This is a genomic window from Chromatium okenii (assembly GCF_016583745.1).
Lineage (GTDB): Bacteria > Pseudomonadota > Gammaproteobacteria > Chromatiales > Chromatiaceae > Chromatium > Chromatium okenii.
Genome location: NZ_NRRQ01000051.1, coordinates 1 through 13,165, shown reverse-complemented (window position 1 = coordinate 13,165; position 13,165 = coordinate 1). Strand labels below are relative to the sequence as shown.

Genomic DNA, 13,165 nt, shown 5'->3' with positions numbered 1-13,165 from the left:
CGGGGGGGATTTCTTGCGCAAATGCGGCGGCAGCGCCGTAAAAATCGCTTCACCAAGCGGATATTGGTAATACGCAGCCGCCCAGCTAATCAACGTCAAATCCACTGCCGCAAGCAGCGGTTTTGCATCCAGCACTGCGTCTGCCCGCTTGAGTCGCGCCAGCGCCTGCTCGCTGTGCGCGATGACGCCCACCAACATGCCCACCATTTGCCGCCGTCCAAACGGAACTAACAGCCGAATGCCGGGCGTCCATTCCACCGGCGCAGCGTCCAGCGGCGGTAAATAATCAAATAACGTCATCAGTGGCACGGGCACGGCGACCTGTAAAATCACCGTGACAGCGGCGCTGCCGATAGCGGAATTGGCGTTGTGCTCGCTCAATAATTCACTCATGCAGGATTTCCAGATGACTGACTGGCACACCATCACCGACCAGATTCACGCCGCCACCGGCATCCCGTTTGCGCTGCGCCATGAACGCGCCATCGGCGGCGGCTGCATCAATCGTGCGCACCGCATCAGCGATGGGCAGCGCACGTTTTTCGTCAAGCTGAATGCCGCAGCGCGATTGGCGATGTTTGAGGCGGAAGCAGCGGGATTGCGGGAATTGGCGGCCGCGCACGCGGTGCGGGTGCCGCAGCCGATTTGTGTTGGGGTGGCGGGTGAACAGGCGTTTGTGGTGTTGGAATGGTTGGAATTGAGCGGTCACGTTAACGGGGCGCAAGTCGGTCGGCAACTGGCGCAATTGCACCGCGCCAGCGCCACGCAGTTCGGCTGGCAGCGCGACAACACCATCGGCGCAACGCCGCAGTTGAATACGCAAACGGTTGATTGGGTTACATTTTGGGGCGAGCAGCGGCTGGGTTATCAACTCCAGTTGGCAGCAGCGCACGGCGACGGCGGGCAATTGCAGACCAGCGGCGAACAGTTGCGGCTGGCGCTGCCTGCGCTGCTGGATCATCAACCGCAGCCATCGCTGCTGCATGGCGATTTATGGGGCGGCAATCTCGGCGCGTTGGCGGATGGTCAGCCGGTGATTTTTGATCCGGCGGTGTATTACGGCGACCGCGAGGCGGATGTGGCGATGACGGAATTATTCGGCGGCTTTGATGGCGCTTTTTATGCGGCATATCGGGAAGCGTGGCCGCTGGCTGCGGGCTATGCAACGCGCAAAATGCTTTACAACCTGTATCACGTTCTCAATCACTTCAATCTGTTTGGCGGCGGCTATTTGCGACAAGCGCAGCAGATGATGGGGCAATTATTGGCGGCGGTGCGCTAAGGTGACGCTGAAATGACGGATATGTTAAAACCTCTTCAAATTTGCGTGATTACGCTTAAAGTCGCCGTTTTAATGTCATTTTGAACTACGTTACCCCCTTTTTTACGATGCCCCGCGAACTTCTCATCCTCCGCCATGCGAAATCAGACTGGAGCAGCGATGCGACGGTTGATTTTCAGCGCCCGCTCGCCAAACGCGGCAAACACGATGCGCCCAAAGTCGGCGCGTGGTTATACCGTGAAGGTTTGGTGCCCGATTATGTCGTCAGCTCGCCAGCGAAACGGGCGCAGCAAACGGCAGAAATTGTCTGTAAACGACTGGATTATAAAAAGAAAAAGATCACGTTTGATGCGACGATTTACGCCGCCGAGCTGCCCGCATTATTGGCGGTGTTGGCGCGTTGCCCCAGCGCAGCAGGTACCGTGCTGCTTGTGGGGCACAATCCCGGTCTCGAAGAATTGCTGACATATTTGATCGGCGATGATCTTGATCTGCCCGCCGACGGCAAGCTGCTACCGACTGCGACCGTTGCCCGTTTGGAAATGCCTGCCACTTGGTGCGATCTCCGCGCCGCCAGCGCCCAACTCGTGTCGATTACCCGCCCGCGTCAACTCTAAACCGCTGCTCCCAACGCAGCGGTTTTTCAGCACTATCGTTGTATGATATTTGACATAGCGCGGGGCAATTTCCGACAAACTGCCTTCAAAACCGACACAGCATCTGCTGCAAATCAGCGGCAATTTACAAGCTAAACTCGCGTAATCAGTGCCAATTTTGCTATTGGCGCAGCGTTTGCTTTGTCGCTAATCAATGCTCGCTGGGCACTTCTGAAAAAGGGGGTTCGTTATATGGCAATCGACATCACCAAACATCCGCACCGCGCCATCAGCCGTCAGTTCAAGCACGTCATTGCGCTGGCGCTCCTCGGCGGTGCGATGAGCGCAGCGGCTGATGATGCCGCGCTGCCGATTTATGACTTGGGCGTGATTAACGTGACCGCCACCGCGCCAGCGCAATCCGCCGCAACTGGCGCAGATCAGGTCGCGTCAATCGTCACGCTCGATGACATGCGCCAATTCAACCGCGATAACGTTGGCGATGCGCTTGATCTGCTGCCCGGCGTGACCGTTACCACCAATTCGCGCAATGAAAAAACCGTTTTTGTGCGCGGTTTTGATGCGCGACAGGTGCCGCTATTTATCGACGGCATTCCAATTTATGTGCCGTATGACGGTTACATTGATTTCAATCGCTTCAGCACTGCCGATTTATCCGCAATTCAAATCGCCAAAGGGTTTAGCTCGGTCATTTACGGAGCCAATACGCTCGGCGGCGCAATCAACCTGATTTCCCGCCAACCTCGCGCCACATTGGAAGGCGATGTCAGCGTTGGGTTTGGTGACGGCAACGAGCGCACGACTTCGGTGAATGTCGGCAGTAATCAAGGACTTTGGTATGTGCAGGCTGGCGCGGGTTGGAGTGATGGCGATGAATTGCGGCTGGCACAAGATTTCAAACCCACTGCAATTGAAGATGGCGCAGCGCGGGATAATTCCGCTCACACCGATGATAAAGTGTCGCTCAAAGTCGGTTTAACGCCCAATGCGACCGATAATTACGCGCTGAGTTATTCCCAACAAAACGGTGAAAAAGAGCAACCGCCATCGACTGATCCAGCGGCAGCGCGTTATTGGCAATGGCCGACTTGGGATAAAAAAAGCCTGTATTTCATTTCAAATACTGCGCTCGGTGAAGCGGAAATCATCAAATTGCGGTTGTATCAAGATCAATACGATAACGCCGTCAAATCTTATACCGATGACACCTATACCCAGCTCAAAACGGCTGGAAAAGGCAGCGTCGGGATCGCTGGAGAAAGTGTTTATAACGACCGCTCGCTCGGCGGTTCGATTGAATTGCGTTCCACCCGCCTCAGCCAGCACGACCTCGGTTTGAGCATTCAGCGCAAGTTGGATGAACATCGCGCCGATGACACGATTCAGCGCACCGAGCATTTTGAGGACACGCTGACCTCGGTCGGACTTGAAGACAATATCAAGTTAATCAAAGATTTAACGCTGTCGCTCGGTGTCGCGTGGAGCGAGCTGCAAGCCGATACCGTTGAGAAATTGACCGATGCCGTGCCGCTGCCCGACGCGCAATCCGCAACCAATGGTCAAGCCGGGCTGTTTTGGGATGTCGCGCCGAACGGACGGCTGTATGCCACCGTCGCCACCAAAACCCGCTTTCCGACGCTAAAAGATCGCTATTCGCTGCGCCTCGGCACTGCCATTCCCAATCCCGCGCTCGAATCTGAACATTCCATCAATTATGAAATCGGCTATCAGGGCACACCTTGGGCGGGAATTCGCCTCGAAACGGCGCTATTTGTCAGCGACATCACTGATTTAATTCAACAGGTGAATAACGTCGTGCCGGGGAAATACCAGATGCAGAATGTCGGCGAAGTGCGCAGCACCGGCGTGGAAATCGGCGTCACTGCGCCGCTCGGCACGCGCTGGGAAGTCGGCAGCAATTTGACCCTGCTTGACCGCGACAATCGCAGCGCTCCCAACACGCGCTTGACTGGCGTCCCGGATCGCAAACTCACCGCTCATGCGCGTTTCCGTCCCGCTGACCGCTGGGAAGCGTTGCTGTTTATTGAACACGAAGGTCGGCGCTGGGATTCCCAAACCGTCGAACTGGACAATTACGTCACCGCCAATTTCAAGCTCGCGTATCAGCCGATGAAAGCAGTGGTGCTGGAGGCGCGAGTGAATAACCTCGCCGACGCCAATTACGCTTTGGCCGATGGTTTTCCCAATCCGGGACGAATGTGGTTTCTCAACGCCCGTTATGAATTTTGATGCTTTCTCACCGACCACCACGAGCCAAATCCTATGTCACGGTTGAATGATTCGCTGTTTGCAGTCGCGCTATTGAGCGCCTCCTGCGCCATCGCTGCGCCCGATCACGCGCCAGCGCCGTTGTCTTATGCCTCTGATGCAGTGGCGATTACTGGCGCAGTCGAGCATCCGCGCACGCTCACCATTGCCGATTTGGAGCAACTCCCGCCGCAAAACATCAGCGAGGTGACGATGATCTGCGACAGCGGCGTCAATCTCGGTAAAAAAGCCAATCTGCGCGGAGTGCTGCTGCGCGACATTCTCAATCAAGCGCAACTCAAAGCGGTGACGCCGCGTGATTTTCGCAAAATGGCGATCATCGCCAAGGCAACCGACAACTATCAGGTCGTCTTTTCGTGGGGCGAGCTTTTCAACTCCGCCGTTGGCGATCAAATCATCGTGTATTTCCGCCAAGACGGGCAGCCGCTCGGCGTGGAAGAAGGGCAAATCGCGCTGATTTCAACCACCGATCTGCGCACCGGGCCGCGTCATGTGCGCTGGCTCAACGCCATTGAAGTCCGGCAGATCGTGCAATGACGCTGCCTTATTTGCAGCAGCTCGCCACCCAATCCGGCGGCATTCTGTATTTGATGCTCGCGCTGTTGACCTTGACTTTGACGGTGAGCGTCGAACGAGCGTGGGCGCTGCGCAGCATCACGCGGCACGGCGAGCGCCTGATTGCCGCGTTGACGACGCTGCGCGATCACGATCATCTGCACTTGACACAACTGCGCGATCAAGCCGCGCCGCTGCATCAAACTTTGCTGGCAACGACGCTGGCGCTGGAGCCAGAACAGGTGCTGGCAGATCGGCTGGATGAGGTGATTTTTCTGCACGTTCCGCTGCTGGATCGGCGGCTGTGGGTGCTGGATACGACAGTCACGCTCGCGCCGTTGCTGGGTTTGCTCGGCACCATCATCGGCATGTTTCATGCCTTTCAAGTGCTCGCCGCACCCGGCGCAGCACCTCATGCCGTGACCGGCGGCGTCGCCGAGGCGCTGGTGGCGACCGCTGCCGGTTTGCTGATTGCGGTGATCGGGCTGGTGGTGTTCAACGGCTTAAATGAGCGGGTGCGGCTGGCGGTGCATCAGTTGGAAACGCTCAAAATGATGTTGGTCAATCGCTTTGCGCAATCGCCCCAGCCGTGTTTTTGCAAAGAGGGGAAAGCGTGATGCGCTATTTCCAACGCCGTAAAGCGCGGATCGAAATCGTGCCGATGATTGACATCATGTTCTTTTTATTGGTGTTTTTTATCATGGTCACGCTCAACATGATTCCGGCGACCGGCATCGACAGTCGGCTACCGGTCAGCGCCAGCGCCGAGCGATTGGAGTCGCCGCAGGTGGTCATCAGTTTGGACGCGGCGGGCGTCATCAGCGTGGAGCAGCAACCGCTGGCGCTGCCGCAATTGACGGCGTTGCTGCGCGAGCGCGGCGCGGAAACTCGCGTCGTGATTGCTGGCGCGGAAGCCGCAGCGGTCGGTGATTTGATCGCAGTGATGGATGCCTGCCGCGCTGCCGGAGTGACGCGGATCGGGATGGCGACGCGGACGCTGCCGCCGTGAATCGCGCCGCTGCAACATTGCCGAGCCTGCCGCTGTGGTTAGCGGCAATGATCGCGCTGGCAACCGAAGCCGCGTTGGTGACGGGGCTGGCGCAGTTGCCGTCGCTGCAAGTCGTCGCGCCGCCACAAATTCCGATTGAAATCAGTTTCGTTGCCGCTCCCGCGTTGACCGAATCCGCTGCGGTTGAGGCGGTGAGTGGCATTTCTTCTGCGCCGCAAATCCCCCCCGACCCCCTTTTTTCAAAGGGGGGAGATGAGATGGTTCCTTTTTCAAAGGGGGGAGATGAGGTTGCTCCTGCGCCAGCGCCGTTGCCCATTCCAATTCCAGAAATGACGCCGCAGCGAGTGCCGGTGGCGCTGGCGGCGGTGAAGCCAAAACCGAAGCCAAAGCCCAAACCCAAACCGAAGTTGAAACCGCTGCCGCAAGTGCAGCCGAAGCTGACGCAGCAACCAAAGCCCGTGCCGCAGATCAAGCGTCCAGTGCGCTCGCCAGCGATGACGAAATCTGCGCCAGCGAGCCATTCGCCGCCGCAACCGATTGATAAACCAAGCCGCTCTCCTGCCGCCAGCGCGACTAAAACCGCTTCCAGTTCAGTTGCCGCTTATCTCAGCAATCCCGCGCCCGCTTATCCCGATGGCGCTCGGCGGTTGCGGCAGGAAGGCACGGTGCAATTGCGGGTGCTGGTCAGTCCGAGCGGCAGCGCCAGCGCGGTCAGCATTGCCAGCTCGTCCGGTGTTGCCAGTCTCGATCAAGCCGCGCTGCGAGCGGTGCAACGCTGGCGCTTCAAACCGGCACAGCGCGACGGGCTGGCAGTCGCAGCGACGGTGCAGGTGCCGATTCGTTTCAAACTCAATTAACCCACAACCAGAGAAAATGTCATGCTAAAACCTTGTTTTTCAAAGCATAACGCAGCACTGGCAGCGGCGCTGCTGCTGACCGGCGCGACGAGTCAAGCCGCTGAAGTGGTCGATATGGCGGGGCGGCACGTTCAGCTCCCCGCGCACATTGACCGCGTGTTTGCTGCTGCGCCGCCGGTGGTGCCGCTGATTTACGCGCTCAATCCCAACAAGTTGATTACAGTGAGTTTTCCGTTCAAACCGGAGGACGCGGCGTATATCACGCCCGCAGTGCTGGCGCTGCCACCGGTCGGGCGCTATCTCGGCGAAGGTTCGGTGCCGAATCCTGAGCTGCTCGCCCGCGCTGCGCCGCAATTGACGGTCGCGTGGGAGATGCCGTTTATTGATCGCAGCAAAGTTGAGCAGACTTTTCAAACACTTGGCACGCCGGGGCTGTTCGTGCATCTCGAACATCTGGCGGATTATCCCGCTGCGCTGGAATTGGTCGGCGCAGCAATTGGCGAGGAAGCGCGAGCTGCGGAATTGGCGAGCGTGATCCGCTCGGCGTTACAACGAGTGACGGCAGCGGTGAGCGCGATTCCGGCGAGCGAGCGGAAACGGGTTTATTTCGCTGAGGGCGCGAGCGGTTTGTTGACGGAATGCGGCGATTCATTTCATGCCGAAGTGATCGCGCTGGCTGGCGCAGAAAACGTGATGACTTGTGAAAACAAGATGATGTGCGGGCGCGAGCCGACGACGTTGGCGCAAATCAAGGTGCTTGATCCAGACGTGATTGTGACGGATGACGCTAAATTTTTTGCCAGCGTGACGGCTGGAAATCCCCCCAACCCCCCTTTGGCAAAGGGGGGCTTTGATCCAACTTGGTCAGAATTGCGAGCCGTGCGCGAAGGGCGGGTTTATCGCGCTCCGACTGCGCCGTTTGATTGGATGGGGCGGCCGCCGTCATTTATGCGCGTTTTGGCGATGCAGTGGCTGGCTAACTTGTTGTATCCAGAACGGTTTGCGTGGGATGCCGCCGTCGAAATTCCGGCGTTTTATGCGCAATTTCTCGGCGTGAGTCCGGCAAGCGTCAAGGTGGACGCGCTGCTGGGACGCGACTGATTTTTGCGGTCATCCGTTATACCAATTTGGAGATCACGAACATGCCCAACCCAATACATAACAGGCGACTTTCCCTGCTCATCGCACTGCTATTTGCCAATGGCGCAGCGTTGGCCGAGCCGACAACGGCATTGCCGCTGGTGACGGTGGAGGCGGATGACGCGACCGCTGCCGCCGATCTCAGCGCGACGGCGACCGTGACGCGGCTCAACGCGACAACGGTGCGCGAAATGGCTGGCGCGGCGGCGTCATCGCCGTTCAAGGCGATTGCCAACACGCCGTCGGTCAATTTTCAAAGCGCCGATCCGCACGGCCTGACCGAAGTCGGTTTTCACGAAACGCTGAAAATTCGCGGCGTTGGGCAAACCGGCCCGGCGTCGTCGCGCAACATTGACGATCTGCCGCTGACCATCAATCCCGGCGGCAGCAAAGGCATTCTCGATCTGGAAAATGTGTCTGAAATCAGCGTGTATCGCGGCGCAGTGCCGGTTGGTCAGGCGCTCGGATTCAGCAATTTGCCCGGCAAATTGAACTTGACGACTCGCGCTCCGCTGGCGACGGCGGCGACGCAATTCCGTTTGGAAGGCGGCAGCGATGATTTTAAGCGCCTATTTTTGCGGCAAGACAGCGGACAACACGGCATCTTTTCTGGTTTCGTGTCGGCGAGTGAAAACCAAGGTGATCATTGGAAAGGCGCAGGTGAATTCGAGCGACGTAATTTATTTAGTGGCATCGCTTTAGATGGCGGTGAAGCGTGGCGTATTGAATTATATGCTGGTGATAATCAAGATGAGCGGCACACTTATCGCTTTTTTGATTACGCAACCGCCAGCAATTTTGCCAATTTTGAGCGCGAGTGGTCGAATAATCCAGCGAGCGTTGATTATTACGATTATAACCGCCAGCAATTCGAGGATCGGTTTATTTACGCCAATCTGCGCGGGCGCTTGGCTAATGAGATGCAGCTCTCTATTAAACCCTATTATCTCAATGAATCGGGCGATTATTGGTTTAGTTCCGTTAATGCGACTGACGCCACAAAAAGCAGGGTGATTGATTGGCAAATTGACCACGATAACGCGGGCGTCGTCACGCAATTGGATTGGCAATTCACGCCAACGCAATTATTACAACCGGGCTTTTGGATACAACGACAACAGCCACCGGGTCCGCCATCTACGCAACAGAAATATCGCGCCACTGCCAGCGGATTAGTGTTTGATGGTTGGCAGGTATTAGCGGATAACGATCAACATCAATTGTTGTCGCCATTTTTAAGTTATTTGGGACAATTCAATGCGCTGAATGTGGAAGCCGGTTTGCGCTTCGTCAATCTGCGTTTAGGAGCACTCACTGCGTATAACGCGACGGGCGCAGCAGCGAAATTAACCGATGCTGATGCCGCTCGCGCAGCGGGTGGAATTGATGCAATGGCATCAGCGGCAGAAAAGAGCTTTGATGAATGGCTGCCGTATTTAGGTTTAACGTGGGCATTTAATCCAAACACCAGCGTTTTTACACGGCTGGGGCGCAGTTACGGTTTGGATGTGAATTTATTTCCCTATTACTACGCGCAGAAAACGTTATTTGCCAGCAAAGGCGTGAGTTTTCAATCGCTGTGGGATCGTTTGGAATTAGAAACTGCAAATAACCTTGATCTTGGTTTGCGCCACGCACAAGGCAATTGGGATGTCGGTTTAACCACGTTTTATGCGCAGCATCAAAACAAACAATCGACAATTTATGATCCAACAATTGGCGTGCGTTATCCTTGGAATGTTGCCGATGCCGAGCGTTATGGAATTGAATTGGAAGGTAATTGGCGAATGACTCCAGCATGGCAATTCAACGGCAACTACACTTGGAATCGGTTTCGCTACAGTCAAGACCTCGCACTGTCTGCCGCTGCGGTGATTCCCAGCGAAGGAAAACAAGTTGTTGATACTCCAGAACACATGGCGAAATTAGGCATTCGTTATCAGCATGAACAATGGAATGTTGGTTTAGATGCGCGATATATTGGCGAACGTTATGGTGACGTATTAAATGCCGAGCGCGTTGATGCAGTAACGTTATTTGATATGACGGGACAATATCGGTTGCATCGTTCATTGGCGCTCACCTTAAATGTATTAAATCTGTTTGATAAGCAATACATTGGCCCAATTAGTGCTGCGGATGATGCGATAGCCAATTTTACTGCGGCGCTCAATGGCGTTACCGGCAATGGTTCAACATATCAATACGGCGCACCGCGCACCTTTTTTGTTGGCTTATCAGCAGATTTTTGAGGCACCAATGCCATCTGCATTCTGTGTTTATGGTCATCACCGCCAATTGGCGCAACGCCATTGTTGCCCGAATTGGCGGGCGCAATTGCCACTTGAATGGCGCGAGCAAGTCATCGCGCCCACTTCTTTTCGCGTGTTCCGTGAATACGAAATCCCAGCGCGACGCATTATTGGTTATGACAGCAACAATCAACCTTGCTATTGCGCCTATGATTACCGTTTAATTGATTTGCGCTCGGATGATGATGAAGAATTCTATACAGCATTGGCTTATGATGAATCGCTCGTGGCATGGCGACTGCACAATCAGCACTGGTTAATTTATCGCTGCGTTGGCGCATTTGATGAAAACGATCACGGTGAACAGCAATTGAGTATTGCAGCGCAAATGCCGCGCTGAAATCGGATTAAATATCGGTTAAACTCGTGCGCTCACTAACCTGCATAAGCGTTTCCCATGCCACTCTCTTGGAATGAAATCAAAGATCGTGCCCTACAATTCTCGCGGGAATGGGCGGATGAGTGCTCAGAAGATGCCGAAGCCAAATCCTTTTGGGATGGTTTTTTTAATATCTTTGGCGTGAGTCGGCGGCGCATTGCCAGTTTTGAGCAGCGCGTTAAACAGATTGACGGACGCGCTGGTTATATTGATTTGCTGTGGAAAGGCAAGTTATTGGTTGAGCATAAATCACGCGGCAAAAGTTTAGATCGTGCTCATGCGCAAGCGACCGATTATTTTCACGGCTTGAAAGAACGTGAATTGCCGCGTTATGTCTTGGTGTGCGATTTTGCCCGGTTTCGGTTGTATGATTTAGAAGAAAACGAACAGCATGATTTTTTATTGTCGGAATTGGTCAATCACGTTCATTTATTCGGCTTTATGGCAGGTTATCAAACTGTTGCCTATAAAGAACAAGACCCGATCAATATCAAAGCTGCTGAGCGCATGGGTTTATTGCATGACAAATTAAAAACAATCGGTTATGACGGTCATGCGTTGGAAGTGTATTTGGTGCGGCTGGTGTTTTGTTTATTTGCCGAACATACCGGCATTTTTGAAGTCAATCAATTTCAAGATTTAATTGAACAACGCACCGCTGAAGATGGACAAGATTTAGCGCAATGGCTGGCAAATTGTTTTGAAGTATTGAATACACCGCACGAAAAACGTTTCACTCTTCTTGATCCGCAGCTTGCCGCGTTTCGTTATATTAACGGTCAATTGTTTGCCGAGCATTTACCCACTGCTGCTTTTGATCGGGAAATGCGCGAGCTTTTATTGGAAGGTTGCGCTTTGGATTGGGGGCGGATTTCACCTGCAATCTTTGGCGCGTTATTTCAATCGGTTATGGACGCTAAAAATCGCCGTCATCTGGGCGCACATTACACCTCAGAAACGAATATCTTAAAATTGATTAAACCGTTATTTTTAGATGAACTGCGGGCTGAATTTGAGCGCGTGAAACGGCAGAGCAAAACCAATTTATTTGCGTTTCAAGAAAAGCTCGCCAGCTTAAAATTCCTTGATCCAGCTTGCGGTTGCGGCAATTTTCTGGTCATCGTCTATCGGGAATTGCGCTTGCTTGAATTGGAAGTGTTGCGGGTGCTGTTTGGCGCATCTAAAGATTTATCCATTGGCGTTGAGCTTAACATTCGCTGCAATGTCAATCAGTTTTATGGCATTGAAATTGAGGAATTTCCAGCGCAAATTGCCCAAACTGCACTGTGGTTGACCGATCATCAAATGAATCAAATGAATCAACTGGCATCTCAAGAATTCGGCATAAATTATTTACGGATTCCGCTCACGCATTCCGCAACAATTCGTCATGGCAATGCGCTACAGATTGATTGGTGCGAGCTGGTGCCGCCAGCAGAATTAAATTACATTTTAGGGAATCCGCCGTTTGTTGGAAAAAAAGAGCAGAGCGACTCTCAAAAAACTGATATGGCGCAAGTATTTCAGAATGTTCAAGGCATGGGCAATTTAGATTTTGTCGCTGCTTGGTATCGCAAAGCAGTTGATTATATGGTAGCGCATCTGGCAATTAAAACAGCTTTTGTCTCAACTAATTCAATTACACAAGGCGAACAAGTTGGCGTGTTATGGTCAGATTTATTAAAACGCGGCGTTAAAATTCATTTTGCGCATCGTACGTTTCAATGGTCGAGTGAGGCAAAAGGCAAGGCTGCGGTGCATTGCGTGATCGTCGGATTTGCATTGCATGATGCAGTAAAAAAACAGCTTTTTGTTTATGAAACACCGCAGTCTGAACCCAGCGAAATTAAACCTAACAACATCAATCCTTATTTGGTTGATGCGAACACTGTTTTTATTGAACGCCGCTCACAACCATTATCAAAAAATGCGCCAGAAATAGCATACGGCAGTATGCCGATAGACAAAGGTCATTTGATATTGAATGAAGAAGAAAAAGAGGAAATGATTGCCGCTGATTCCACAACAGAGCGATTTATTCGTCGATATTCTGGGGGCGATGAGTTTATTAACAATATCTCAAGATACTGTTTATGGTTAGTAGACTGTGATCTTTCCGAGGCTTGTCATTCTAAACTGATTAAAAAGCGGATTGAACTTAACAAGCAATATCGACTTTCAAGCAGTCGGGAGCAAACAAAAATGCTTGCAAAAACACCCGCTCTATTCGGCGAAATAAGACAACCTGCAACGCAGTATCTTTTAGTGCCAAAGGTATCTTCAGAAAACAGAGATTATATTCCCATTGGATTTTGTCGTGCAAACATCATTGCAAGCGGTTCTGCTTTGGTGATTCCAGACGCATCAATTTATCACTTTGGTATTTTATCTTCCGCGATGCACATGGCTTGGACGCGCACGGTTTGCGGACGAATGAAAAGCGATTATCAATACTCAAACACCATCGTTTACAATAATTTTCCTTGGCCGGAATCAATCACTGATAAACAGCGCAATAAAATAGAACAGGCGGCGCAGGCGATATTAGATGCCAGAGATCAATCGCCAAATGCGTCACTTGCCACGCTTTATGATCCATTATAGTTATCCGCAAAACATACTATACTATAAGAGAAAATGTAGGAGCTTACGACAGTGAAACTGTGCAACGAAGACCAACTTTTGAATTTCTTAAGACGTGAAGAAGACAGTTCAGTTAAGTATA

General features: G+C 53.0%; 12 protein-coding genes. 11 read left to right on the top strand and 1 reads right to left on the bottom strand.

Features of this window, described 5'->3' with window-relative positions; translation table 11 throughout:
- Window positions 1–393: primosomal protein N' family DNA-binding protein (locus CKO12_RS13215; RefSeq protein WP_476695835.1), on the bottom strand; the 393-nt coding region annotated here is incomplete at its 3' end.
- A 13-nt stretch (window positions 394–406) separates the two neighbouring features.
- On the opposite strand from CKO12_RS13215, the gene CKO12_RS13210 reads away from it, so the two are divergent.
- The 11 genes from CKO12_RS13210 to CKO12_RS13160 all read left to right on the top strand — a co-directional run bounded on the left by CKO12_RS13210 (window position 407) and on the right by CKO12_RS13160 (window position 13,044).
- Window positions 407–1,282 (top strand): fructosamine kinase family protein, encoded by an 876-nt coding sequence (locus tag CKO12_RS13210; RefSeq protein ID WP_200155197.1) that lies wholly within the window; start codon window positions 407–409, stop codon window positions 1,280–1,282.
- A gap of 107 nt (window positions 1,283–1,389) precedes the next feature.
- Window positions 1,390–1,899 (top strand): SixA phosphatase family protein, encoded by a 510-nt coding sequence (locus CKO12_RS13205; protein ID WP_200155196.1) that lies wholly within the window; start codon window positions 1,390–1,392, stop codon window positions 1,897–1,899.
- A gap of 231 nt (window positions 1,900–2,130) precedes the next feature.
- The gene (locus tag CKO12_RS13200) at window positions 2,131–4,149 is read left to right on the top strand and encodes a TonB-dependent receptor plug domain-containing protein (RefSeq protein ID WP_200155195.1); all 2,019 of its coding nucleotides are present in this window, start codon (window positions 2,131–2,133) and stop codon (window positions 4,147–4,149) included.
- 33 nt (window positions 4,150–4,182) lie between these two features.
- Window positions 4,183–4,725, top strand: a complete 543-nt coding sequence (locus CKO12_RS13195; protein ID WP_200155194.1) for a molybdopterin-dependent oxidoreductase — start codon at window positions 4,183–4,185, stop codon at window positions 4,723–4,725.
- Window positions 4,722–5,360, top strand: coding sequence for a MotA/TolQ/ExbB proton channel family protein (locus CKO12_RS13190; RefSeq protein WP_200155193.1), 639 nt, complete (start codon window positions 4,722–4,724; stop codon window positions 5,358–5,360). The genes CKO12_RS13195 and CKO12_RS13190 overlap by 4 nt, the downstream gene beginning before the upstream one ends.
- Window positions 5,360–5,752: an ExbD/TolR family protein gene (locus tag CKO12_RS13185; protein WP_200155192.1), complete on the top strand. Its 393-nt coding sequence runs from the start codon at window positions 5,360–5,362 to the stop codon at window positions 5,750–5,752. The genes CKO12_RS13190 and CKO12_RS13185 overlap by 1 nt, the downstream gene beginning before the upstream one ends.
- Window positions 5,749–6,609: an energy transducer TonB gene (locus CKO12_RS13180; RefSeq protein ID WP_338032752.1), complete on the top strand. Its 861-nt coding sequence runs from the start codon at window positions 5,749–5,751 to the stop codon at window positions 6,607–6,609. Before CKO12_RS13185 ends, CKO12_RS13180 begins: the two co-directional genes overlap by 4 nt.
- A gap of 21 nt (window positions 6,610–6,630) precedes the next feature.
- On the top strand, window positions 6,631–7,710 hold the full coding sequence (locus CKO12_RS13175; RefSeq protein WP_200155191.1) for an ABC transporter substrate-binding protein: 1,080 nt from the start codon (window positions 6,631–6,633) through the stop codon (window positions 7,708–7,710).
- Window positions 7,711–7,751: 41 nt separating this feature from the next.
- A complete protein-coding gene (locus tag CKO12_RS13170; protein WP_200155190.1) occupies window positions 7,752–10,001 on the top strand; it encodes a TonB-dependent receptor in 2,250 nt (749 codons plus the stop codon).
- Window positions 10,002–10,008: 7 nt separating this feature from the next.
- Window positions 10,009–10,401, top strand: coding sequence for a hypothetical protein (locus CKO12_RS13165; protein ID WP_200155189.1), 393 nt, complete (start codon window positions 10,009–10,011; stop codon window positions 10,399–10,401).
- Window positions 10,402–10,458: 57 nt separating this feature from the next.
- On the top strand, window positions 10,459–13,044 hold the full coding sequence (locus tag CKO12_RS13160; RefSeq protein WP_200155188.1) for a DNA methyltransferase: 2,586 nt from the start codon (window positions 10,459–10,461) through the stop codon (window positions 13,042–13,044).
- Window positions 13,045–13,165 lie beyond the last annotated feature (121 nt).